General features: G+C 71.3%; 21 protein-coding genes. 6 read left to right on the forward strand and 15 right to left on the reverse strand.

The window, feature by feature from the left end; genetic code table 11:
- Positions 1 to 46 precede the first annotated feature (46 nt).
- From NR111_RS02110 to dapE, 3 genes are all read right to left on the reverse strand, one after another.
- A complete protein-coding gene (locus NR111_RS02110) occupies positions 47 to 604 on the reverse strand; it encodes a TIGR00730 family Rossman fold protein (RefSeq protein WP_256819712.1) in 558 nt (185 codons plus the stop codon).
- On the reverse strand, positions 601 to 1,401 hold the full coding sequence (locus NR111_RS02115) for a TIGR00730 family Rossman fold protein (RefSeq protein WP_154827906.1): 801 nt from the start codon (positions 1,399 to 1,401) through the stop codon (positions 601 to 603). The genes NR111_RS02110 and NR111_RS02115 overlap by 4 nt, the downstream gene beginning before the upstream one ends.
- A gap of 86 nt (positions 1,402 to 1,487) precedes the next feature.
- Positions 1,488 to 2,660: a succinyl-diaminopimelate desuccinylase gene (gene dapE, locus NR111_RS02120; protein WP_374210676.1), complete on the reverse strand. Its 1,173-nt coding sequence runs from the start codon at positions 2,658 to 2,660 to the stop codon at positions 1,488 to 1,490.
- A 52-nt stretch (positions 2,661 to 2,712) separates the two neighbouring features.
- On the opposite strand from dapE, the gene dapD reads away from it, so the two are divergent.
- Complete coding sequence (dapD, locus tag NR111_RS02125; protein WP_256819714.1) at positions 2,713 to 3,681, forward strand: 2,3,4,5-tetrahydropyridine-2,6-dicarboxylate N-succinyltransferase; 969 nt, start codon at positions 2,713 to 2,715, stop codon at positions 3,679 to 3,681.
- A 161-nt stretch (positions 3,682 to 3,842) separates the two neighbouring features.
- On the opposite strand, the gene dapC is transcribed toward dapD, so the two are convergent.
- The 3 genes from dapC to NR111_RS02140 all read right to left on the reverse strand — a co-directional run bounded on the left by dapC (position 3,843) and on the right by NR111_RS02140 (position 7,950).
- Positions 3,843 to 4,955, reverse strand: coding sequence for a succinyldiaminopimelate transaminase (dapC, locus tag NR111_RS02130; protein ID WP_256819716.1), 1,113 nt, complete (start codon positions 4,953 to 4,955; stop codon positions 3,843 to 3,845).
- 5 nt (positions 4,956 to 4,960) lie between these two features.
- Positions 4,961 to 5,284, reverse strand: a complete 324-nt coding sequence (gene fdxA, locus NR111_RS02135) for a ferredoxin (protein WP_067718452.1) — start codon at positions 5,282 to 5,284, stop codon at positions 4,961 to 4,963.
- An 86-nt stretch (positions 5,285 to 5,370) separates the two neighbouring features.
- Positions 5,371 to 7,950 carry a bifunctional FO biosynthesis protein CofGH gene (locus NR111_RS02140; protein ID WP_256819719.1) on the reverse strand — a complete coding sequence of 860 codons (2,580 nt, stop codon included), beginning with the start codon at positions 7,948 to 7,950 and terminating at the stop codon, positions 5,371 to 5,373.
- A 99-nt stretch (positions 7,951 to 8,049) separates the two neighbouring features.
- On the opposite strand from NR111_RS02140, the gene NR111_RS02145 reads away from it, so the two are divergent.
- Positions 8,050 to 8,706, forward strand: a complete 657-nt coding sequence (locus tag NR111_RS02145) for a PH domain-containing protein (protein ID WP_096905226.1) — start codon at positions 8,050 to 8,052, stop codon at positions 8,704 to 8,706.
- The gene (locus NR111_RS02150; RefSeq protein ID WP_256819722.1) at positions 8,703 to 10,397 is read left to right on the forward strand and encodes a PH domain-containing protein; all 1,695 of its coding nucleotides are present in this window, start codon (positions 8,703 to 8,705) and stop codon (positions 10,395 to 10,397) included. Before NR111_RS02145 ends, NR111_RS02150 begins: the two co-directional genes overlap by 4 nt.
- Here NR111_RS02150 and NR111_RS02155 read toward each other — a convergent pair.
- The 4 genes from NR111_RS02155 to typA are packed head-to-tail and all read right to left on the reverse strand — an operon-like array spanning position 10,368 to position 15,482.
- Positions 10,368 to 10,796 carry a hypothetical protein gene (locus NR111_RS02155; protein WP_256819723.1) on the reverse strand — a complete coding sequence of 143 codons (429 nt, stop codon included), beginning with the start codon at positions 10,794 to 10,796 and terminating at the stop codon, positions 10,368 to 10,370. The genes NR111_RS02150 and NR111_RS02155 overlap by 30 nt on opposite strands.
- On the reverse strand, positions 10,793 to 11,689 hold the full coding sequence (mshB, locus tag NR111_RS02160; RefSeq protein ID WP_256819724.1) for an N-acetyl-1-D-myo-inositol-2-amino-2-deoxy-alpha-D-glucopyranoside deacetylase: 897 nt from the start codon (positions 11,687 to 11,689) through the stop codon (positions 10,793 to 10,795). The genes NR111_RS02155 and mshB overlap by 4 nt, the downstream gene beginning before the upstream one ends.
- A complete protein-coding gene (locus NR111_RS02165; protein WP_256819726.1) occupies positions 11,686 to 13,548 on the reverse strand; it encodes an ABC transporter substrate-binding protein in 1,863 nt (620 codons plus the stop codon). The genes mshB and NR111_RS02165 overlap by 4 nt, the downstream gene beginning before the upstream one ends.
- An 11-nt stretch (positions 13,549 to 13,559) precedes the next feature.
- Positions 13,560 to 15,482: a translational GTPase TypA gene (gene typA / locus NR111_RS02170; RefSeq protein ID WP_067718464.1), complete on the reverse strand. Its 1,923-nt coding sequence runs from the start codon at positions 15,480 to 15,482 to the stop codon at positions 13,560 to 13,562.
- 357 nt (positions 15,483 to 15,839) lie between these two features.
- Here typA and NR111_RS02175 point away from each other — a divergent pair, with 357 nt between their 5' ends.
- The 3 genes from NR111_RS02175 (at position 15,840) to aqpZ (ending at position 18,229) form a co-directional block, all read left to right on the forward strand.
- Positions 15,840 to 16,520, forward strand: a complete 681-nt coding sequence (locus NR111_RS02175; protein WP_082924021.1) for a hypothetical protein — start codon at positions 15,840 to 15,842, stop codon at positions 16,518 to 16,520.
- Positions 16,517 to 17,290 carry an NAD-dependent deacetylase gene (locus tag NR111_RS02180; protein WP_374210673.1) on the forward strand — a complete coding sequence of 258 codons (774 nt, stop codon included), beginning with the start codon at positions 16,517 to 16,519 and terminating at the stop codon, positions 17,288 to 17,290. Before NR111_RS02175 ends, NR111_RS02180 begins: the two co-directional genes overlap by 4 nt.
- A gap of 150 nt (positions 17,291 to 17,440) precedes the next feature.
- On the forward strand, positions 17,441 to 18,229 hold the full coding sequence (gene aqpZ / locus NR111_RS02185; protein ID WP_256819727.1) for an aquaporin Z: 789 nt from the start codon (positions 17,441 to 17,443) through the stop codon (positions 18,227 to 18,229).
- A 99-nt stretch (positions 18,230 to 18,328) separates the two neighbouring features.
- Here aqpZ and NR111_RS02190 read toward each other — a convergent pair whose 3' ends face one another.
- The 5 genes from NR111_RS02190 to NR111_RS02210 form a co-directional block, all read right to left on the reverse strand.
- On the reverse strand, positions 18,329 to 19,183 hold the full coding sequence (locus NR111_RS02190) for a hypothetical protein (RefSeq protein WP_256819728.1): 855 nt from the start codon (positions 19,181 to 19,183) through the stop codon (positions 18,329 to 18,331).
- A 127-nt stretch (positions 19,184 to 19,310) separates the two neighbouring features.
- Positions 19,311 to 20,540, reverse strand: coding sequence for an acetyl-CoA hydrolase/transferase family protein (locus tag NR111_RS02195; protein WP_256819831.1), 1,230 nt, complete (start codon positions 20,538 to 20,540; stop codon positions 19,311 to 19,313).
- 122 nt (positions 20,541 to 20,662) lie between these two features.
- A complete protein-coding gene (locus NR111_RS02200; protein WP_256819730.1) occupies positions 20,663 to 21,649 on the reverse strand; it encodes an LLM class F420-dependent oxidoreductase in 987 nt (328 codons plus the stop codon).
- A 79-nt stretch (positions 21,650 to 21,728) separates the two neighbouring features.
- Positions 21,729 to 22,967, reverse strand: coding sequence for a glucose-1-phosphate adenylyltransferase family protein (locus NR111_RS02205; RefSeq protein ID WP_256819731.1), 1,239 nt, complete (start codon positions 22,965 to 22,967; stop codon positions 21,729 to 21,731).
- 176 nt (positions 22,968 to 23,143) lie between these two features.
- The gene (locus tag NR111_RS02210) at positions 23,144 to 24,013 is read right to left on the reverse strand and encodes an ABC transporter ATP-binding protein (protein ID WP_256819732.1); all 870 of its coding nucleotides are present in this window, start codon (positions 24,011 to 24,013) and stop codon (positions 23,144 to 23,146) included.
- Positions 24,014 to 24,023 lie beyond the last annotated feature (10 nt).

Below are 24,023 nucleotides of genomic sequence, written 5' to 3' on the forward strand. Positions count from 1 at the left end.
GTGGGCGCGGGGACAGGCGCCGGGCCGACACCGGGACCGGCGGCGATCACCGGCGACCTCCACAGGCGTCTAGCGCGGCCTCGAGGTCGTCGCACACGACCAGGTGCGCCAGCGCCTCGGGTTTGACCAATCCGGCTTCCGCCAACCCTCCGACCCAGTCCAGCAAAGGGCGGTAGAAGCCGATCGGGTCATAGAGCACCACCGGCTTGTGGTGGAAGCCCAGGGAGGCCGAGGTCCACATCTCGAACATCTCCTCCATGGTCCCGATCCCGCCGGGCAGGGTGAGGAAGGCGTCGGATCGCTCCTCCATCTCCCGCTTGCGTTCCCTCATTGTGGTGACGACGACGAGTTCGTCGGCCGCGGTGTCGGCGACCTCGCGGACCCGCAGCCCCTCGGGGATCACACCGACGGTGCGTGCGCCACCCGCGCGGGCCGACTCGGCGAGCGCACCCATCATCGAGACGTTGCCGCCGCCCGAGACGAGCGACCACCCGCGTCTGGCGATGCCCTCCCCCACCTCCGTCGCGATGGCCAGCAACTCCGGGTCGTACGTGGAGGAGGCGCAGTAGACGCAGACACGGCGACCGGCGACCGGGGCCGTCACCGCTCGACCCCGCGGTGCTCCTCGCCGTACAGGTCCTCCCGCTCCTCGGACGTCAGCGCCGCCCTGTGGTGGGCCTCGCGGATGTACTCCACGGTCTCCGACACGGAGTCCGTCACCAGGAACAGGTCGGGATCGGACGCGGAGATCATCCCCTCCTCCGCCAGAGTGCCGCGGATCCAGTCGGTCAGCGGGGCCCAGAAGTCCACGCCGAGCAGCACGATCGGGAACCTGGTGATCTTGTCGGTCTGGACGAGGGTGATGGCCTCGAAGAACTCGTCGAGGGTGCCGAACCCACCCGGCGTGCACACGAAGGCCTGCGTGTACTTGACGAACATCGTCTTGCGGATGAAGAAGTAGCGGAAGTGCAGACCCAGGTCCACCCACCGGTTCAGGCCCTGCTCGTGGGGCAACTCGATCCCGAGACCGACAGACTCACCATCCGCCTCCCACGCCCCCTTGTTCGCCGCCTCCATCTGTCCGGGCCCGCCACCGGTCACGACTGCGTAGCCGGCCTCGACCAGCGCACGGCCGAGCTCCACGGCCTGCTCGTACGCCGGGTCCCCGGGCCGGGTGCGGGCCGAACCGAACACACTGACGGCGTCCGACAGTTCGGCCAGCGCGCCGAAGCCGTTGACGAACTCGCTCTGGATGCGCAGCACCCGCCACGGGTCGGTGTGCAGCCAGTCGGTGTCCTGGTTCTTGTCCAGCAGCCGCTGGTCGGTGGTGGTGTGTTCGCCACCCTTCTCACGACGGACGAGGACGGGGCCTCGCATGTGCACGGGGTCGTTGGGGGCCATGGGCCGGGGGTCTCCTTCGATGATCTGGGGATGGGGCCGGGAGTGGCGGTACCCGGGACATGGGCGATCCCGGGGCTCCCGCCGCCCTAGCCGGTGAGGTAGGTGCGCAGCACCCTGCCGACCTCGGTGATCTGTGCCGCCGGACAGTACTCGTCACGCTTGTGGGCCATGCCGGGGTCGCCGGGGCCGAGGTTGACCGCCGGGATGCCCAGGGCCGCGAAACGGGACACGTCGGTCCACCCGTACTTCGCACGGACCCGCCCGCCGGCCGCGCGGACGAGTTCCGCCGCGGCCGGGGCCCCCAGACCGGGCAGCGCCCCCGGCGAGAGGTCCGTGAGTTCCCAGTACAGACCGGGCTCGGCGGGCGGGGTCTCCCCTTCCGCCACACGTGGGAGACCGGTCAGCCCCAGTGCGTCGAGGGCGTGCGCGAGGGCGGCATCGGTGTCCCTGTCCGGGGCGGATCGGAAGTTCACGTCGAGCCAGGCCTCGTCCGGGACCGTGTTGCCGGCGACCCCCGCCGACATGCGGACGGCCTGCAGCCCCTCGCGGTAGACGCACCCGTCGATGTCCACCGACCGGGCCTCGTAGGCCGCGAGCGCCCCCAGCACCGGCGCGAGTCGATGCACGGCGTTGTCGCCCAGCCAGCTCCGCGCCGAATGGGCCCGCACGCCGCGGGCGTGGACCCGGATCCGCAGGGTCCCCTGGCAGCCGGCCTCGATGAGCCCGCCGGTCGGCTCGCCGAGGATCGCCACATCCCCCGCCAGCCAGTCGCGGTGCGTGCGTTCGAGGACACCCAGACCGTTGGCCGTGGCCTCGATCTCCTCGCAGTCGTAGAGCACCAGGGTGAGATTGTGCGCCAGCTCGTCGGAGTCCGCCAGGGCGGCGAACAGGTGCAGGAACACCGCGTCGCCGGACTTCATGTCCACTGTCCCGCACCCGTGCAGTACCGTGTCCGTCCCCTCGCCGGTGACCCTGCACGGGACGTTGTCCGCCAGGGGGACCGTGTCGAGGTGTCCGGCGAGCACGACCCGGGTCGGGAGGCCCCGGGAGGTACGGGCGAGGACCCGGTTACCGTCGCGGACCACCTCCGTCCGGCCGGCGGCGGGCCCGGTGAACCCGGCGACGGTCGCGACGAGAGCATCGTGGACCGCGGCGGCGATCGCATCCTCCTCCCGTGAGGGACTGGGGATGTCGACGAGGGCGCGGGTGAGGTCGACCGGGTCTGCGGTCAGATCGAGGGCGGCGGTCACGGCCCCCACCCTAGTTGCCCGTGACCCGTGCCCGTCCGGGCAGACCGCTAGCATCGGGGCCATGAGTGCACATGGAGCCGTGGCCACCGGAATCGCCACCCTGACGTCCGACCACACCGTTCTCGACGTGTGGTACCCCGAGCCGGAGCTGGGCGCCGCGTCCGCCGGCGGTCACCGGGTACTGTCCGGCGACGAGGTACCCGCCGAGCTGTCGCCGCTGACCGGCCCCGACGCCGACCGGGGGGTCGAGACGGTGGCAGTGCGGGTGGAGATCGAGGACCTGACCCAGCCGCCGGCCGACGCCTACGACGCCTACCTCCGGCTCCACCTGATCAGCCATCGCCTGATCAAGCCGCACTTCGCGAACATGGACGGCTTGTTCGGCAAGCTGAGCAACGTCGTGTGGACCAACTTCGGACCGTGCGCGGTCCCGGGCTTCGAGCTGGTGCGCGCCAAGCTTCGGGCCCGCGGCCCGGTCACGGTGTACGGCGTGGACAAGTTCCCGCGCATGGTGGACTACGTGGTCCCGTCGGGAGTCCGCATCGCCGACGCCGACCGCGTCCGCCTGGGCGCCCACCTGGCCGAGGGCACCACGGTCATGCACGAGGGGTTCGTCAACTTCAACGCCGGCACGCTGGGCGCGTCGATGGTCGAGGGCCGCATCTCGGCGGGCGTCGTGGTCGGCACCGATTCCGATGTCGGCGGCGGCGCCTCCATCATGGGCACGCTCTCCGGCGGCGGCAAGGAGACCATCTCGATCGGTGAGCGCTGCCTGCTCGGGGCCAACTCGGGTGTCGGTATCTCGCTGGGCGACGACTGCGTGGTCGAGGCCGGACTGTACGTCACCGCCGGCACCAAGGTGGACGTCCGGGCGGGCGCCTGGGCCGAGCGGGAACCGGTCAAGGCCGGCCAGCTCTCGGGCATGGACAACCTGCTCTTCCGGCGCAACTCACTGACCGGTTCCGTCGAGGCGGTGCCGTGGAAGCGCGAGGGCGTCGAGCTCAACGCGGATCTGCACGCCAACGACTGACGCCGACGCTCATCGGCGGCGTCACCCCCCGTCGACAAGGACGTTCCGCACACATCGCCCGAGAGGCGGTGCGCGGAACGTCCTTCTCGATGGGGCGGCCGGGCGACGCGGGCGGCCGGGCGGTGGGCGACGCGGAAGCCCGGGCGGCGCGGGCGGCCTGCTCAGCCCAGTCGGCGCACGGCCTCGTCCACCGCGGCGTCGGTGGCGGTGAGCGCGATGCGGACGTGTCGCGCCCCGGCGGGCCCGTAGAACTCGCCCGGCGCGACGAGCACGCCGCGCTCGGCGAACCAGTCCACGGTGTTGCGGCATGCCTCGTCGCGGCTGGCCCACAGGTACAGGCCGGCCTCGGAGTGGTCGATCCGGAACCCGGCCGCCTCGACCGCGGGCAGCAGGCGTGCACGGCGGGCCCGGTACCGCTCACGCTGCTCGGCCTCGTGGGCGTCATCGCCCAGGGCGACCGTCATGGCCGCCTGGACGGGCAGCGGCATCATCATCCCGGCGTGCTTGCGCACCTCGAGCAGCTCGGCGACCAGGCCGGGATCACCCGCGACGAACCCGGCGCGGTACGACGCCAGGTTCGAGGTCTTGGACAGCGAATGCAGTGCGAGGAGACCGGTGTGGTCGCCGTCGCAGACACGCGGATCGAGGATCGAGGGCGCCTCGCCCTCCCACACCAGTCCGAGGTAACACTCGTCGGAGGCCACGATCACGCCGCGGTCGCGGGCCCAGCCGACCACCTTGCGCAGGTGGTCCACGCCGAGCACCTTGCCGCTGGGGTTCGACGGCGAGTTGAGGTACAGCAGCGTCGGCGAGGACGGGCCGAGTTGCGTGAGCGAGTCGGCCCGGACAACGGTGGCGCCCGCCAGCAGAGCGCCGACCTCGTAGGTCGGGTAGGCGACCTCGGGCACGACGACGGTGTGGCCCGGCCCCAGCCCGAGCTGGGCGGGCAGGCCCGCGATGAGCTCCTTGGTCCCGATCGCCGGAAGGACGGCGTCGGGCGTCAGACCCGTGACGCCGTACTGACGCTCAAGCGCGTCGACCGCGGCCCGGCGCAGAGCAGGGGTGCCGACGGTCGTGGGGTACCCGGGCCGGTCCGAGCCTGCGGCGAGCGCCTCGCGGATCACCGGGGCGACCGGATCCACGGGCGTACCGACGGTGAGGTCGACGAGACCGTCCGGGTGGGCGGAGGCGCGCGAGCGGGCGTCCGAGAGGGTGTCCCAGGGGAACACCGGGAGCGCGCGCCCGGGCGGTCGACGCTCCGGGCGCGACACCACCGGGGTCACTCCTGGTTCATGGGCGGGAGCGCCTTGACCATCGGGTGGTCGTAGTCGACCTTGCCGACCTTGGCCGCGCCGCCCGGCGATCCGAGCTCGACGAAGAAGTCCGCGTTCGCGGCGTTGTACTCGGTCCACTCGTCCGGGACGTCGTCCTCGTAGAAGATGGCCTCTACGGGGCAGACCGGCTCACACGCCCCGCAGTCGACGCACTCGTCGGGGTGGATGTACAACATCCGTCCACCCTCGTAGATGCAGTCGACAGGACACTCCTCGACGCAGGACTTGTCCATCACGTCGACGCACGGCTCTGCGATCGTGTAGGTCACGTCAGCCACCTTCCTCGTAGCGGTATGACCTGAATCGTATGTCACAGGCCACGCGGATGCGGAAGCCGCCCCGCGAGCCGATCGACCTATGTGACGACGGTCACCCCGACGGGTCGGTGGGCGGGTCCGTAGACGGTGTCACGACGGCGGACCGGGCGTCCGATCCCGGTGGCGATCTCCTCGATCTCCTCCGGGGTCTTGGCCGAGCCGTTCTCTGCGCCGGCCATCCGCGAGATGGTCTCCTCCATCAGGGTCCCGCCCAGGTCGTCGGCGCCGGATCGCAACATGGTCCGCGTCCCCGCGACCCCGAGCTTGACCCAGCTCGTCTGCACGTGGTCGATCGCCCCGTGCAGCATGATGCGGGCCAGGGCGTGGACCGCGACGTTCTCCTCCCGGGTCGGTCCGGGCCGTGAGGCGCCGGCCAGGTACAGCGGCGCGCTGCGGTGCACGAAGGGCAGCGGGACGAACTCGGTGAAGCCGCCCGTGCGTTCCTGGATCCCGCGGAGGGTCCGCAGGTGGGCCACCCAGTGGCGCGGGGTGTCCACGTGGCCGTACATCATCGTCGAACTCGACCGCAGCCCCACCTCGTGGGCGGTGGTGACGATGTCGATCCACTCGGAGGCGGGGAGTTTGCCCTTGGTCAGCACCCAGCGCACCTCGTCGTCGAGGATCTCCGCCGCGGTACCGGGGATGGTGTCCAGCCCCGCCGCACGGAGCTCGGTGAGCCACTCCCGGACCCCCACGCCCGACCGCGAGGCGCCGTTGGAGATCTCCATGGGGCTGAACGCGTGCACGTGCATGGACGGCACCCGCTCCTTGACCGCGCGGACCAGGTCGGCGTACCCGGACACCGGCAGGTCCGGGTCGATGCCACCCTGCATGCACACCTCGGACGCTCCGGATACGTACGCCTCGTACGCGCGGTCGGCGACCTCGGCGGCGGACAACGAGAACGCGTCGGCATCACCCTTGCGCTGGGCGAAGGCGCAGAAGCGGCAACCGGTGTAGCAGATGTTGGAGAAATTGATGTTCCGGTTGACGACGTAGGTGACGGTGTCCCCCACCACGTCCGCGCGGATCCGGTCGGCGAGCCCCGCGACGGCCGCCAGGCCGTCCCCGGTGGCGGTGGCCAGCGCGAGGTACTGCTCATCGGTGAGGCCGGCGGGGTCCGCCTCGGCGGCGCGCAGCGCGGCCACGACCTCGGCGTCGGCCCGCTCGGGGACGAGTGCCGCCGCCCCCAGTCCCGCCGCGCGGGCCCGGATGACGTCCCAGTTGCCGAAGGCCTCGCCGATGTCCGACCGGGTGTCCGTATTGCGGCCCTCGGAGTCGATCGCCGTGTGCAGATCGGTCCGTCCGCTCGAGTCCCAGTCGTCGTCGGGCTCCTGCCAGGGCCGTCCCTGCGGCTGCACCACCTCGTCGTCGTCCCCCACCACGGCGAGCCCGCTCGACGGGTCCGCCAGCGCACGGACGTGGCCCGCCACCCGCGGGTCGATCCACGCGTCTCCCGCACCGACGTAGCGGGGATGCGCGGTGAGTCGTTCGGTGAGCGTCCACCCGCGCGCGGCGAGGTCGGCGGTGAGCTCGTCGAGGTGCGGCCACGGCCGCTCGGGGTTGACGTGGTCCGGGGTGAGCGGAGAGATGCCGCCCAGATCGTCCGCACCGGCGTCGATCAGGGCCAGTACGTCGTCGCGGTCGACGAGGTTGGGCGGGGCCTGCACCGCCACTCGCGGGTCGAGCACCAGTCGGGCGACGGCGATCGCGGCGAGGAACTCGTCGGTGTCCGCGTCGTCCGCGGCGCGCATCGCGGTGTCCGGCTTGGCGCGGAAGTTCTGGACGATCACCTCCTGCAGGTGACCGAACTCGCGGGCGAGCCCGGCCAGCGCGAGCAGGCTCTCGGCGCGCTCGGTGCGGTTCTCGCCGATCCCCACGAGGATCCCGGTGGTGAACGGCACGGCGAGGCGACCCGCGTCGGTGAGGGTGCGCAGGCGGACGGCCGGGTCCTTGTCCGGGCTGCCGTGGTGGCACTCGCCCGGGGTGGTGAACAACCGGCTCGCGGTGGTCTCGAGCATCATGCCCATCGACGGGGCGACCGGCTTGAGGGTGGACAGTTCGGACCAGCTCATCACGCCCGGGTTGAGGTGCGGCAGCAGCCCGGTCTCCTCGAGCACCCGGATCGCCATCGCGCGCACGTAGTCCAGCGTCGAGGAGAAGCCGCGGGACTCGAGCCATTCCCGGGCCTCGGGCCACCGGTCCTCCGGACGGTCGCCGAGCGTGAACAGGGCCTCCTTGCACCCGGCCTCCGCGCCGCGGCGGCACAGGTCGATGACCTCGTCGGGGTCGAGGAACATACCCTCGCCCGCCGCCCGGAGCTTGCCGGGGACGGTGACGAACGTGCAGTAGTGGCAGCGGTCCCGGCACAGGCGGGTCAGCGGGACGAACACCTTGCGGGAGTACGTCACCACCCCGGGGCGCCCCTCGTCGACGAGGCGGGCGTCCCGGCGGCCGGCGGCGAGGGAGGTCAGCCGCGCCAGGTCCTCGCCCCGCGCGGCGAGCAGCACGGCAGCCTCGGTGACGTCCAGGGTGAGCCCGTCGGAGGCCCGGCGCAGGGCGCGCCGCATGGCCGACGCCGTGGGCCGGGGATCGGCGGGGTTCGGTGCGTGATCCATGCCCGTGATGATGCCCCACCTCGCGTGCGTGGCGAGCGGCCGGTGCTCCACGGGTGGTCAGGGGCCTGACGCGTGCTCCCGCCCACTAGTCTTACCGTCATGCCCGATCACGCAGTCCCCCTCCGCACGAACGGGGACCCCCTGGTGTCCAGCCCGGCCGCAGCCGACGGGGGTGCACACGCGCTCCGCGCGCCGCGCCCGACGCTCGACGAGCGGGACGCCGGCGGCGAACTGCCGGACACCGGCGATGCACTGCTGACGAACAACCGGGTGCTGGTCACCGCGCCGCGGCACCGGATCGAGAAGCGCACGCCGCTGCTCTTCGTGATCGAGGGGATCTGGTCCTGGGCGGTCCTCGCGGGCCTGCAGGTCGGCTGGTATTTCTGGGGCGACAACGTCATGGCGTTCTGGAACTGGGTGGCGCTGGCGGTGACGGTGCCGTTCGCGTTCATGGGCATCGTCGTGGCGCCGTGGTGGCGTTACATCGTGGCCCGGTGGGACGTCTCGGACACGGCGGTGTGCTCACGCAAGGGGTGGTGGACCACCCAGTTCCGCATCGCGCCGCTGGCCCGTCTGCAGACCGTCTACACGACGCGCACGCTGTTCGAGCGGTGGTTCGGCCTGGCGACCGTCAACGCCTCCACCGCGTCCGCCCAGGGCACGGTGGAGATCCGCGGGCTCAACCTGGCCGACGCCGAGGCGCTGGCCCAGCACCTCATCGCGATCGCCAACCTGGACTCGGAGGACGGGACGTGACCGGGCCCGAGACGGCGGCCGGGGTGACGGCGGGGTCGGACGACGACGACGACGACGAGGGCGTCACCTCCGCTGGCATCGCCCCGGCTCCGGAAGCCGAACCGGCGGAAGAGGTCCTCTCGGCCGACGAACCCGCGATCGGGGAGAAGATCGACCCGGAGGCCCCGTGGCAGCGCCTGTCCTGGCGCATGCTGCTCGTGTACCCGCTGGGCATGCTGACCCGTCTGCTCCCGCTGTTCCTCATCTCCCTGTGGTTGGGCTCCAACCGGAGCAACTACTGGTTCGAGATTATCGTGGTCTCGCTGGTGATCCTCAGCGGTGTCCTGCGGTGGCTGTCGACCAGCTATCAGGTCGGCTGCACCCACATCATCCTGAAGAAGGGCTTCTTCAGTCGACAGGTGGTCACTGTCGCCCGTCAGCGCATCCGGAGCGTCGACACCGAGTCCGACCTGTTCCACCGGGTCCTCAAGGTCTCGATCGTGGAGGTGGGGACCGGGCGGGCCGACTCCGGGAAGTCGGACGCCGAGCGGTTCCGCCTCGACGCCATCGACACCACACTCGTCGACCCGCTGCGGGACGAGCTCCTCAAACACCGACGCGCCATGGACCCCTCGCTCGACGTGGAGGACGAGGAACAGTGGGGGTCGAAATACGGGGAGGACATCGCCCGGTGGAAGGTCACCTGGTCGCGGTTCGCGCCGTTCTCCTTCATCGGGTTCGGCGTGCTGTTCTCCCTGTGGCTCATCACCTGGCAGATGGGCGACATGCACGACCGCATCATGGACCTGGCGGTGGTCGAGGGGACCATCGACTGGCTGGATTCACTGGGGCAACCCTGGGCGTTCGTCGGCAAGGGGGTCGCGATCTGGCTGGTCGCCGGGGTGCTGGCGATCATCACCTACGCCATCCGGTACGGCAAGTACGCGCTGACCGACCGGGGCCAGCTGCTCTACGTCCAGAACGGCATCCTGCGGCGCAAGCACATCGCCCTCGACAAGGCCCGGTTGCGCGGCGTGGAGATGCGGCTGCCGGTCTACCTGCGGATGCTCGGCGGCGGCCGGCTGGAACCCATTATGACCGGCACCAAGAAGGGCGCCACCGCGTCGACCCTGCTGCCGCAGGCGCCGATCGCGGACGTGCGTCGGGTGGCGATCCGCATCCTCGGAAACGAGACGCCGGTGACCGTCCCGCTGCGGCGGCACCCGTGGAAGGCCTCCCGTCGGCGGGTCACCCGGGGCCTGCTCCCGTTCTGGATCGTCGCCGGGATCATCGTGCTGGTGCGGATCGACTCGGGCCCGTCGGCGGACATCTGGGTGCATTGGGGCATCCCCGCCGCACTGGTGTTCTTCGTGGTGCTGTCGGTGGACCGTATCCGCATGCTCGGACACGCGCTACTGCCGGAGGTGTTGGTGACCTCGAACGGGTCGTGGACCGCCAAGCGATCCGTTCTCGAGGCGGACGGGATCATCGGCTGGACCGTCACCCAGTCGGTGTTCCAGCGCACGGCGCGCGTCGCGACCGTCTCCGCGGCCACACCGGCCGGGAACGGCGTCTACTCGGTGGTCGACATCGGCGCCGACGAGGCGTGGGCGCTCGCCGAGGCGCTGACGCCGGGGATCACCGACGTGTGGCACCACACCGGAGAGCCCGGGGGCCGTGTCTCACCGTCGATGGGCGTCCGACGCGGGTGACGGCCACAGCGTGGCCATCCACAGCGGGACCAGACCCCCGAACACCAGGAGGGCGAGCCCGCGCAGTCCGATCGGCACGGGCATGTCTCCCCCGGGGCCCAGATTGATCGCGACCAACGTGAGGATCCAGACGAGGGCGGGGAACGCCGCCACGATCTTCCGCTGCGACCACATCGACCCGACCCGCACCAGGAACAGCGACCACGCCCCGGCGGCGAGGACACTGATCGGGACCGGCACGAGACCGACATACATGGTCAGCCACGCCGAGGCGAGCACGCAGCTTGCCGCCGCACCGATCGCGAGCAGCACCAGCGCAGTCCCCAACTCGGCGACGGAAGCCGCCCGCGCACGCGGTACCACGGAGGCCCCCTGCGCGCTCTGCGCCGCGGCTGTCATGGTCGCTCCCCGCCCAGCCCGTCGAGCAGGTGCGCCGACCCGGCCGGGCACGTGACGTACGGTCCGTCGTCCTCGGCGCGGTCACGGGCGATGTACCACTCCACCTGGGGGACGGACTGCAGGACCCCGTTGGTCAGGGCGAGGAACCAGGGCTCCCCCTCCGGGCCGGGCACCAGCTCGAGCTGGGTGGCGTGTCCGGTCAGGGCGGCCAGTTTGGCGGCGTAGTCGGCGTCGTCCAGCGGGACGCGGTGGGTCAGCCTCGAGTCCGGGACGGACGGCAGTTCGCCGGACTCCGGGTGCCGCAGGTGCGCGGGCGGCGCAGGGTGGGTCCGGGTGGTCTCCGACCGCGCGGTGACCGTCCAGGCCACGCGCTCCGGCCGGTGGGCGGCGTCCTCGATGGCGGCGTGCACCACCTCGTGGGCCCGGATGTGGTCGGGGTGGCCGTAGCCGCCCCGCGGGTCGTAGGTCACCACGAGATGGGGCCTGAAGTCGTCGAGGACGGCCACCACCTCGTTCACCGCCTCCCTGCCCGACCCCACGAACGCACGCGGGTGGTCGGCCGAGGGGGTCCCCGCCATCCCGGAGTCGCGCCATCGGCCGGCGCCGCCGAGGAAGCGGGTGCGGTCGACCCCGAGGGCGCGCAGGGCACCCGCCAGCTCGCCGATCCGGTATCCGCCGAGTTGGTCGGCGCGGTCCGCGACGAGGCCGGCGAATTCCTCGCCGAGTACCTCGCCCTCCTCCCCGAGCGTGCAGGTGACGACCCGGACGTCGGCACCGGCGGCGACCAGCGCGGCGATCGTGCCGCCGGTCGTGATCGCCTCGTCGTCGGGATGGGCGTGGACGAACAGGGCGCGCACGCCGTCGGCGGGCGGGGTCGCGGTGGTCGGTGTCATCCGGTCCTCCTCCAGGCGGGTGCGGTGTCGAACACGTCGGTGGCCGGCCTCTGGTCCGGGTCGTCGGGGGCCGGCTCCGTCCCGCTCACGTCGACCCCGTCGGCCGCCAGAAGCAGGGCCGGCCGCACGAGCGGCACCCGCAGGGCCAGTTCGGCGACCCTGTCGCCCGCGGCGGCGAGATCGACCGCGGCACCCGGGGCGGGCGGGGCGCCCTGACCGGACGGACCTCCCGGCCCCGCCACGCCGAGCGCCCGGTTGATCTCGGGGTCACAGACTCCGGTGACGTCACCGGCCCGCGCGGCCGCGCCGCGGCCGAGTGTGCGCGAGGGGGTGGTGGGCGTCGTGGTGACGGTGGTGGTGGCACTCGTCCGTCGATCGGGGGTCTCCCCCGTGTCCGGGTCGGGCGGGATGAGGCTCGACACGGTCGTCGGCGTGCGGGACGGGACCGCGGTCGTCGTCCCGGTGGCGGCCGGGGGGGTCGCGCAGGCGAAGCGCGACACCGCGGCGACCTCGGGCCGTCCGTCGGTCCGCTGCCAGCCCACGACGCCGTCGACGAGCCCGTGTGGGAGGGCGTCCGCGTACAGGGCGGTCGCGTCCAGCTCCCACACCCGGGCGCCTATCCCCGCAGAGCGCAGTTGGTCGGCGACGGTGTAGGCAGCGGTCACGGCCCGCTCGTCCGCGCCCTCGACCCCCAGGGTCACGGCCAGCGGGGTCCCGTCACGTCGCCAGCGCGTGCCCGTGCGGGTGAAGCCGGCGTCGCCCAGCTCGCGCTCGACGGCGTCCGCGTCAGCGGTGACGGTATCGGCCGATCCCGCGGGGAACGGGAAGGACGACACGGACGGATCGGCCTCCCGCGTGACGATGCGCCCCACCACCTCGGGGTCGATCGCCGCGGCCACCGCGCGACGGACCGCCGGATCGGCCACCGCCGGCGCGACCGTGTTCAGCCCGAGTTCGAGCTGGGCCGCGCTCTCCAGGGGCGCGGTGGTCACTCCCGGGACCGTGGCGGCCACGTCCGCCGCCACCGGGTTCGCCGAGACGATCGCCATCACCCCGGGACCGCCCCTCAGCGACTCCCCGAGCTGGCCGGCTCCGGTGGCCCGTCGCACGACGATCTGGTCGACCTCGGGCGCGCGGGCCCAGTACCGGTCGTTGCGCACGAATTCGATCTGCCCCCGGCCGATGTCGGCCGTGCGGACCATGAACGGACCCGCGCTCGTCACGGGCAGGAACTGCATCGAACCCTGGAACCCGTCGGGCGCACCCTTGAGGATGTGCGCGGGGAGGAGGTGGGTGAACAGGCCCCGCCAGTGCTCCGGCACGACGTCGAACTCCACGTCGACGACCTTGCCGCCAGCACCGGAACGGACCTCCACGATCCTCTCGTACCCGGCCGGATCGACCACGCCGGGCTGGGTGGTCATCTGCCGCCAGAGGTACTCGAAGTCCTCGGCCGCGACGGGGACACCGTCAGACCACTGCGCCTGCTGATCGATCGTGTACCGGATGGTCGAGGGGGCTCCGGGGACCCGCGCGGCGGAGACCAGGAGATCCCGGTTGAGCGTCTGTTCGCCACCGGGGCCCGGGACGAACGCGCTGGGCAGCAGCAGCGAGGCCACGAGGTCGGTGTCCACGCCCTGGTCGGCAAGGAGGTGCGGGTTGAACCCCGGGTCCACCCGGTTCAGTGCGAGCAGGAGACCGTCCTCCGTGAGGGTGACCGACGCGCCGTCGGTGCGCTCCTCGCCCACCACCGCCGGTGGGGGCGGGTCGGCGACGCACCCGGTGACGACGACGAGGGCCAGCGCGGCGCACACCGCGGCGGCACCCCGCCGGCGCACCGACGCCCCCCTCGTCGTCATCTGGTTCCGGTCTAGCCGACCGTCTGCTGGTCGCGCGACTTGGACCGGCTGCGGGCCTTGGCCCGCTCGTTGGCGGTGAGCAGGACCTTGCGCACGCGGACCACCTCGGGGGCCACCTCGACACACTCGTCGACGGCACAGAACTCCATGGCCTCCTCGAGGGAGAGGTTCTTGTGCTTGGACAGCGTCTCGGTGGCGTCGGAGGAGGCCGCACGCATGTTCGTGAGCTTCTTCTCCTTGGTGATGTTGACGTCCATGTCCTCCGAGCGTGGGTTCTCCCCCACGACGACGCCCTCGTAGACCTCGGAGCCGGGCTCGATGAAGAAGTCACCGCGGTCGGCCAACCCGAGCAGCGCGAAGGTGGTGGCCTTGCCCGCACGGTCCGCGACCAGCGAACCGGTGTGCCGGGCCCGGATCTCCCCGGCCCACGGCTCGTACCCGGCGGAGTACGAGTTGGCGATCCCCGCACCCCGGGTATCGGTCATGAAGGTGGTCCGGAAGCCGATGAGGCCGCGTGCGGGGACGGTGAACTCCATGCGCACCCAGCCGGAGCCGTGGTTGCTCATCTGCTCCATGCGGCCCTTGCGGGCGGCCATGAGCTGTGTGACGGCGCCGAGGTGCTCCTCGGGGACGTCGATGGTCATGTGCTCGAACGGCTCGTGGAGCTTGCCGTCGATCGTCTTGGTGACCACCTGCGGCTTGCCGACGGTGAGCTCGAACCCCTCGCGGCGCATGGTCTCGACGAGGATGGACAGCGCCATCTCGCCACGACCCTGCACCTCCCAGTCGTCGGGCCGCTCGGTGTCGAGCACCTTGAGCGAGACGTTGCCCACGAGCTCCTGGTCGAGGCGCGCCTTGACCATGCGCGCGGTGAGCTTCTTGCCGCCGTTCCGGCCGGCCAGGGGCGAGGTGTTGACGCCGATGGTCATGGAGATGGCGGGCTCGTCGACCGTGATGGCCGGGAGGGCGACCGGGTTCTCCGGATCCGCCAGCGTGTCACCGATCATGATGTCGCTGATACCGGCGACCGCGACGATGTCACCGGCGACGGCCTCCTCGGTGGGCACCCGCTCGACACCGTCGGTCTTGAGCAGCTCCGAGATCTTGACGGACTTGGTCTCCTGCTCGCCGCCCGGCAGATTGTGGATCCACGCGACCTGCTGCCCCTTGCGCAGACGGCCGTTGTGGATGCGCACCAGACCGATACGGCCGAGGAAGTTGGAGGCGTCCAGGTTGGTGACGTGGGCCTGCAGCGGGGCGTCGGCGTCCCCGCGGGGGGCGGGGATCACGTCGTAGAGGAGCGCGAACAGCTCGTCGAGGTTCTCCCCCTCCGGCTCCTGGCCGTTGGCCGGCTGGGTGGTGGACGCCTTGCCGGCGCGGCCGGAGGCGAAGACCACGGGCAGCTCGAGCGCGTGCTCGGCGGCGGCCTGGGCGGCGGGGTCCTCCAGATCGGCCGCGAGATCGAGGAGCAGGTCCTGGGCCTCCTCGACGACCTCGTCGATCCGGGCGTCCGGCCGGTCGGTCTTGTTGACGACGATGATGACCGGCAGGGAGGCGGCGAGCGCCTTGCGCAACACGAAGCGGGTCTGCGGCAGCGGCCCCTCGGACGAGTCGATGAGCAGGACGACGCCGTCCACCATGTTCAGGCCACGCTCGACCTCGCCGCCGAAGTCCGCGTGGCCCGGGGTGTCGATGATGTTGAAGACGAGGTCGGCGCCACCCGCACCCGCGCCGTGTCGTCGCACGGAGGTGTTCTTGGCGAGGATCGTGATGCCCTTCTCACGCTCGAGATCGCCCGAGTCCATGACCCGGTCCACGAGCTCCGCGCGTTCGTCGAACGCGCCGGACTGGCGCAGCATCGCGTCGACGAGTGTCGTCTTCCCGTGGTCGACGTGGGCGACGATTGCGACGTTGCGGAACTCGGTCAAGGCCATACGCTGGGTTCTCCCTCGGAGGCTTACGGGCGCCCGGGGCGGCTCGTGGGCCGCCGGGCTGGTGGTTGGAATCGACGGCGCTAGTCAGCCGCGATCCACAGGCGCGTCCGGTCGAGCGCGCGTGCGGATCCACTTTACCCGCTGATCCGGACGATCCCCCCATCCTGAGACCACCCCGACAGTGCGGACGCCCTGTGTGTTATTTACATCACGTATAACTTCTGTAACATCAGCACCAGAACGCGCGTCTGCCCGACTCCCGGTGCCCGTGACTCGGGACACTTATGAGAATATCTAGCGGTCGACCGGTCGGCCCGTCCGCCGGTCCGCCCGCCCATCCGAAGAATGGACTCGCCAGTGATCCGCCACTCGCTCAGGACCTCGTTCCGGACCATCGGTCTCGGGGCCGTCGCCGCCGTCGCGGTCGGTCTCGCCGCACCCGCCACCGCCAGCGCGCAGTCGCTCGACGAACTGGGGCGCCCGACCGAGCCCGTGCTCCAGGCGATCGAGAACCTCGCCGAGCAGCAGTGGATCCCCGAGGAGACCCGGGGCACCATCGCCCGCGCCGTCGGGTTCTTCCGTGGCACCGGCGAACCCGGAACCCCGATTCCCGAGAACGGCCCGGTCATCGCGCAGTTCGCCTACCCCACGATCATGCAGCAGTGCATCGGCGGTGAGCAGACCGCCGTCGGTGCCGCGACCGCCGTGCCCGGCCCGGCCGATCTGCCGCTGCCCGGCATCGCCCCCGGCCATCTCGGTTTCATCTTCACCGCCCTGGGCACCGAGGGTGTCGCGGCCCAGCAGGCCCAGCCCATGACCGTCGACTGGATCAACGTCAACAACGGTCGTCGCGGTACAACCGTCCTCGGGTACAACGGCCTCAACGAGGGCGGCCCCGCCACCGTCAACGGGGTCGCCGACACGGGCCCGGGCCAGGTTCTCATGCTCCTGCAGGGTGGCGTCACCACGAACCTGGAGGAGGGCGGGACCGCCAACTGCGTCGCCTTCCCCACCGTGGGGACCGCGTTCGTCCGGTGACCGCCGACGGTAGCGGGCCCCACCCCGTCGCCGACCAGGACCTGACCGAGGCCCGTCTCGCCCTCACCGGCGACGGGCCTCTGGTCGTTCTCAGCGGCGCCGGGATGAGCGCCGAGAGTGGTGTGCCCACCTTCCGCGACGCCCAGACCGGCCTGTGGGAGCGGTACGACCCGTCCGCACTGGCCACGCCGGAAGCCTGGGCACGCGACCGGGACACCGTCTGGGCCTGGTACCGCTGGCGTGAGCGCCTGGTCTCCGGCGCGGAGCCGAATGCCGGGCACGTCGCGGTGGCCCGCGCCCAGGCCCACCGTGACGTCGTGGTGGTCACGCAGAACGTCGACGACCTCCACGAGCGCGCCGGATCGAGCCGGGTGCACCACGTTCACGGGAGTCTGTTCGCCCACCGCTGCGACACCTGCGACGCTCCGATGGAGGTCGGCCCTCCTCCCGCCGAGCCCGTCGACAGCCTCACCCCGCCGAGCTGCGACCGGTGTGGCGGGCGCGCCCGACCGGGCGTCGTGTGGTTCGGCGAGATGCTCCCGGGCCGGCCCTGGGACGCGGCAGTCGACGCGGTCACCTCGGCCGCGGCGGTGCTCGTCGTCGGCACCTCCGGCCTGGTCCACCCCGCGGCGTCACTACCCGGACTCGCCGCCGACGCCCGGATCCCGGTGGTCGAGGTGAACCCGGGCCCCTCGGGACTCGGCTCCGAGGTCTCGGTTCACGTCCGGGCCACCGCAGGGCAGGCGCTTCCTCACCTCGTGGCACCCTGATCCCCTCGGGCCGCCCTTACGGCCCTGCCACACACCGGCTGGCGGAAACCTCTCTGGGGCCGATAGAGCGCGCTAGCGTAGTGCGCAGGGACCCACGCCCGGAGTTCCCGCTCCTCCGTTCGCACGGAGGCCAGGACCGGAGGTCACCTCATGTCTGATTCGTCCCCGGCAACCCCGTCTACCGCCCCGGCCACCACCGCGGTCATCGCCGCCGAGCTGATCGGCACCTTCTGGCTCGTCCTCGGCGGTTGCGGCACCGCCGTGTTCGCGGCCGTCCAGATCGCCACCGCCGATACCGGCGACGTCCCCGTCGGCGTGGGATACCTCGGGGTTGCGATCGCGTTCGGGCTCACGGTCCTCACCGGCGCCTACGCGTTCGGGCACATCTCGGGCGGTCACTTCAACCCCGCGGTGACCATCGGCGCCGCGGTCGCCGGACGCCTCCCCTGGTCCAAAGCTCCCGTTTACATCGTCAGTCAGGTCGTCGGGGGTCTGGTCGCGGGCGCGCTGATCCTCGTCGTGGCAAGCGGAAAAGACGGTTTCGACGCCACCGGCAGCATGGCCGCCAACGGCTACGGCGCCAACTCGCCCGACGGCTACGGCCTGCTCTCGGCGCTACTCATCGAGATCGTCCTCACGGCCCTCTTCGTATGGGTCATCCTCGGCGCCACCGATCACCGGGCCCCCGCCGGCTTCGCGCCCGCGGCCATCGGCCTCACACTGACGCTGATCCACCTCATCTCCATCCCGATCACCAACACATCGGTGAACCCGGCACGGTCGACGGCCGTGGCGTTCTTCAACGGGGGCGGCGCACCGGGCCAGCTGTGGCTGTTCTGGGTGGCACCGATCGTCGGCGCCCTGATCGCCGGAATCCTGTACGGCCCGTTGTTCGGCGCTCGCGGGCTCAACAGTCGATCCGCGGCCGTCTCGGCCTGACGCACCGCCGACGGGGTCAACACGAAGGGCCCGAGGGAGAACTTCCTCCCACGGGCCCCTCATCGATGCGGCCGCTCCGAGGCGCGAGGCCTCCTCCGGTCAGTGGCGGGGTTCATCCCCGCGGGTCCGGCCCAGCATCTTGTCCACGATGCCCGGCTTGTCGTCAGGATGACGGTCCGGATCGACGGTGTCGCCGGGCGTCCCGGTCCGGTCCCCCGACCTCGCCTGCGGATCAGAACCACCGGGGACATCGTCGGTCCGGGCGTGACGCCCGCCGGCGTCACCCACTCCGGCGCCGGGTGCTCCGGCGGCCCCGGCGCCCGCTCCGTGGCGGCCCCGGTCACCGGAGTCGATACCGGACCCGGAAGTGGCGGACGAGCCCATACCTGTCCCGGTGGCCATCCCTCCGTGGTCGGTGCCACGGCCACGCCCCTCGTCGGGGACCCGGTCGCCGCGCAACGCACCGCGGTCGTGATCGTGACCGCGGTCGCGATCATGGCTCAGGTCGCCGCCATGGTCGCGATCGTGCGTGAGACCCCGGTCGCCACCGTGGTCGCGATCGTGCGTGAGACCCCGGTCGCCGTGGTCGCGACCGCGGTCGAGGTCATCAGCACGGCCCTTGGGATCGAGCTTCTCGGCGGTCTGTTCCATCCGCCGGACATCATGCTTCTGCTCGTCGACGGTGCCGCGCTGCCGCTCGGCCTCCACCCGGAGCTTGTCGGCCTCGGCGGCCTTCGCACGGGCCTCCTGCTCGGCTACGCCCGCCCTGTGCTCCTGCTCGCGGACGACCGCGTCCTGCTGCTCGAGCTGCTGCTCGCGTTCTCGTGCGCTGCGCCGCAGTTCCGCGGCCTCGGTGAGCTTCTTCCGGTTGCTGCTCTTGACGGCCATCGCGATGAGCGCGATCACGATGATCAGCGCGATCACCCCGATGATGATCCAGATGATGGGGTCCACAGCTGCCTCCCTTTCAGGGGTCGGGTTGCGTCTGGAACGTAACCCCGCCCCCAGACGGGTGCCACCGGTCGCGCCTGCGGCGGCAACCGCCCGGCACCCGCGGCACCGGCCCGGCGCCCGGGGGCGACTAGTGGTGAGCCCGCGGGAGCAGTCCCGCCCCCCGCGCCTCCCGGCTGAGCCGCTCCCGGTGATCCGGGTGCGCCACAGCGATCAGCGCCGCGGCCCGCCCGGCGACCGACTTGCCCCTCAGCTCCGCGATACCGAATTCGGTGACGACGTTCTCGATGATGTTCTTGTGGGTGGTGACCGGACTGCCGGGCGTGAGCGACAGGGAGATCCTGCTGACGCCCCCGGAGGTCTGCGACGGGGTGACGATGAACCCGTGGCCTCCCGGGGAGAACGTGCAGCCCCGGGCGAAGTCCGCCTGTCCCCCGGCCCCCGACCAGTACCGGCCGCCGATGGTCTCCGAGGCCGCCTGCCCGAACAGGTCCACCTCGCTGGTCGCGTTGATCGAGTAGAGATTGTGCTCCTGGCCGATCACCCTCGGGTCGTTGACGATATCCACGGGGAGCATCGCCACAGACGGGTTGTTGTGGAGCCAGTCCATGAGTCGCTGCGACCCGAGGGCGAAGGTGGTGACGTGCTTGAACGGCCGCCCCGTCTTGCGCGACCCGTCGATCACCCCGGCCTCGACGAGGTCCATCACCCCGTCGGACAACGCCTCGGTGTGGATCCCCAGATGACGGTGATCCGTCAGCCGGGACAGGAATGCGTTCGGCAACCTGCCGACCCCGAGTTGGAGACAGGCCCCGTCGGGGACACGCTCGGCGATGACGTCCGCTATCGCGTTGTCCGTCTCCCCCGGTGGCGGCGCCTCCATGGTGATCATCGGGGTGTCGTTACGGGTCACGCCCACCACCTGGGAGATGTGGATGTGGTTGCGCCCGAAGGTGCGGGGCATGTGGGAGTTGACCTCGACGAAGAACGGCACCTGGCCGATGAACGAGGCCACGTAGTCGGCGTTCGTGCCCATCGAGAAGAAACCGTGCTCGTCGATCTCCGAGACCGTGGCGATCGCCAGACCGGGCGGAGAGAACTCGCGCAGCGTGGCCGGCACCTGCGCGAAATCGACGGGGATGAGGTCGCAGTGGCCCCGGTGGAAGTTCTCCCGCGACCCGCGGCCCAGGAAGTAGTCGACATGCCGGAGCCTGCCCGGGTAGGCACCCTCCATGAACGGCAGCGACTCCCAGGGGTCCATGTGGTGGACCGTCACGTCGTCCAGTCCGGCGCCCCCGGCGTCCAGCGCCCGCAGCAGGGCGGGCGGAGCGGCGTTCTGGATGGGCACGATGACGTGCATCCCCGGCGTGATGTGGTCGAGGACCGCCTCGGCCGGACGCTCCTCGTACTCGACGTTCCTCGTCACTGACCCCTGCTCTCGTAGTTCCGGACGTCGCGGTGCGGTGACACACCCCGGCGGTTTCAGGACAGGGCCGGGATGACCTCGCGCTCGAACAACTCGAATCCGGAGGTGTCGGTGGCGATCTCGGGGAAGTAGAAAATGCCGTACTCCATTCCCAGCGCCTCGAGCTCGGTCAGCTTCTCGACGATCTGCTCCGGCGTCCCCACCGCCGGGAGCCCGCGGTACGCGCCGAGCTGGAGCTCTGCCTCGTCCTCACCGACGTGCGTCGCCATCCGGTCCTTCAGGTACGCCAGCCGATCCGCGACGTCCTTCTCGGTCTCCCCGATCGCCACGTTGTAGTTCGCGGTCCGGGTGATCTCCGCCGGGTCACGACCGATGTCCCGACAGTGCCCGAACAGCACCTTCGACTTATGGTCGAAGCCCTCGGCGGTGCCGTCGAAATTGGTGTAATCCGCGTACCTCGCGGCGGTGCGGAGGGTCTTGCGCTCGCCCCCGCCCGCGATCCACAGGGGTATGCCGCTCTCCTGCAGAGGCGTCGGCTGCACGATCGCCCCGTCGACCCGGTAGTGCTCGCCGTCGAGTGAGACCACACCGTCGGACCACGCCTCGGACAGGATGCGCACACCCTCGTCGAGCATGGCCAGCCGCTCACCCGCGGAAGGGAATCCGTAGCCGTACGCTCGCCATTCGTGCTCGTACCAGCCCGCGCCGATCCCCATCTCCACCCGGCCGCCGGAGATGTGGTCGACCGTCGCGGCGATCTTCGCCAGCAATGCCGGGTTGCGGTATCCGAGGCACGTGCACATCTGCCCCAGCCGGACCCGGGAGGTGGTCGCACCGAGCGCCGACATCAGGCTCCACGCCTCGTGCGTCGCCTCGGTCGAGGTGAGGGGCGCGGTGTGCATGTGGTCGTACACCCACACCGACTCCCACGGCCCGGCGTCCGCGTGGGCGGCCAGGTCGGAGATGACCGGCCAGTGACGGGCGGGCGGCACGTCGACCAGGTCGAGGCGCCAACCCTGGGGCAGGAAGAGTCCGAATCGCATGTGCGCGAGCCTAGACCCGGATCCCGGCCCGGGTGGCCGACCGACGACCGGTTCCGACGGGTGGGCCGGCGCTGCCGGATCAGACGCTGCGGCCCTCGTCGTCGTCGTCGGGTGGGTCCAGTTCGCCGGCGGCGAGCGTGAACCCGGCCGGACGTGGTCCGTCCGGGGCGCTCCCCACCAGGGCGACGCGCACCGTCGACTCAGTGGCGCCGGGCTGCCGCTCGCCGATCCTCGCGTCGACGGGGACCTCCACGTCGGCATCGACGACCGCGGTCTCCACGTGCGCACCGGACCGGACCACGGCACCCGGCAGGATGACACTGTCCCGGACCCTCGCACCCGCCTCGATGACCGCCCCGGGCCCCACGACGGAATGCTCGACCGTCCCGTGGACCACCGCGCCGTGGCCGAGCAGCGACCCGACGACCTGCGCCGCCTCCCCGGTCCGGGCGGGACCGCTGAAGGCCGACGCGGTCCGCAGGGACCACCCCGGGACGTCCAGCTCGTGGACCGGGGACTCGCCGAGGAGGTCCATGTGGCCGGCCCAGTAGGACTCGACGGTCCCCACGTCCCGCCAGTACCCCTCGTGCCGCCACTCCCGGGCGTGCCCCGCCCCGACCATGGCGGGCAGGATGTTGTCCCCGATGTCGCCCAGGTCCCCGGCGCCGCCGGCGGTGACGACGTCCTCGTGGGCCCGCTCGAGGTAGCTGATGAGGGCGGTCGTGTTGAAGACGAAGATCTCCGCGCAGATCAGGTCGCCGTCCGGATCGTCCGGCTTGTAGCGGTACTCGGTGACGGCCCCGTCCTCGCCCACCCGGACCACGCCGTAGCGGGAGGCGTCCTCGGGGGCCACGCGAGTGGTGACCATGGTGAGCTCGGCGAACGAGTCCAGGTGATCGCGGACCAGTTCGTCGTAGTCGAGGCGGTACACCGCGTCCGCACTGACCACGACCGTGACGTCCGGGGCCGCCTCGCGCAGGGGCTCGATCTGCTTCCACAGTGCGTCCGCGGTCCCCGAGTGGAAACCGTCCCGGCCCGTGCCCTGCGACGGGTGCAGCACCAGCAGACCGCCGTCGAGTCGGTCGAGATCCCACGGGCGGCCGCTCCGCAGATGGGACCCCAGGGACACCGGATGGAACTGCTGCACCACCCAGACATCCCTCAGGCCCGAGTTGGCGGCATTGCTCAGGGAGAAGTCCACCAGCTGGTATCCGGCCCCGTAGGGGACGGCCGGCTTGGCCCGGTCCCGGGTGAGCGCACGGAGCCGGGAACCGGCTCCACCTGCGAGGACTATGGTGACGACCGACAGCGGCGCCATGCGAGGTCTCCTCTCCGGTCAGGCGTGGGACTACCCACCCCTTGCGAGTACGACACTCTAACCGGACTGCGGCGTCATCCCACCGGTCGCCCGGCACCGTGAGACCGGATCGGGCCGCGGCGGCTAAGGCGGTGGGATCAGGCCGTGGGATCAGGCGGTGGGCTCAGGCGGTGGGCTCAGGCGGTGGACAACGCCGCGCCATACTCCTCCAACTCGTCTTCCCCGTCGAAGTACAGGGCCACGTACCGCCCGGCGACCTCGGCGACCTGCATCTCCATGTCGTAGACCGCCTTGAGGACATCGGTGCGCATGATCTCGGCCGGGGTGCCGTCGGAGACGATCCGCCCGTCCTTCATGGCGATGATCCGGTCCGAGTACGCGGCGGCGATGTTGATGTCGTGGATGACGAGCACGATGGTCTTGCCCCGCTCCGCGGCGGTGCGACGCAGCAACCGCATGATCGAGGTGGCGTGCCGGAGGTCGAGGTTGTTCAGAGGCTCGTCCAGCAGGACGTAGTCCGTGTCCTGTGCCAGCACCATCGCGATGTGCGCCCGCTGGCGCTGGCCACCGGACAACTCGTCGAGATACCGGTCGGCGAGGTCCTCGAGTTCCATCGCCCCCAGGGCGTAGTCGACGTGCTCGGCGTCGTCCGGTCCGGGCCGGCCACCGTTGTGCGGAAACCTGCCGAATCCGACGAGCTCCCGCACGGTGAGCCGGATGGAGACGGCGTTCTCCTGGCGGAGCACCGCGAGGCGGCGGGCCAGCTCACGCCCACCGTTGACCGACACGTCGACGCCGTCGACGAGCACCGTTCCGGAATCCGCCGCCTGGAGCCGGCTCATGACACCCAGCAGCGTCGACTTCCCTGCGCCGTTGGGTCCGATGAGAGACGTCACGCCACCGTGCGCGAAGCACGCGGTCACGTCGTGCAGGACCCGGGTGTCGCCGTAGGACGAACACACCGACCGCGCCTCGATACCGCACCCGGCCGACCACCGGTTCTCACCGGATCGGTCGTCACGGCGTCGGAACGGGAGAAGGGACATGATGTGCCTC

It is taken from the genome of Dietzia sp. Die43, assembly GCF_024519835.1.
GTDB classification, from domain to species: Bacteria; Actinomycetota; Actinomycetes; order Mycobacteriales; family Mycobacteriaceae; genus Dietzia; species Dietzia kunjamensis.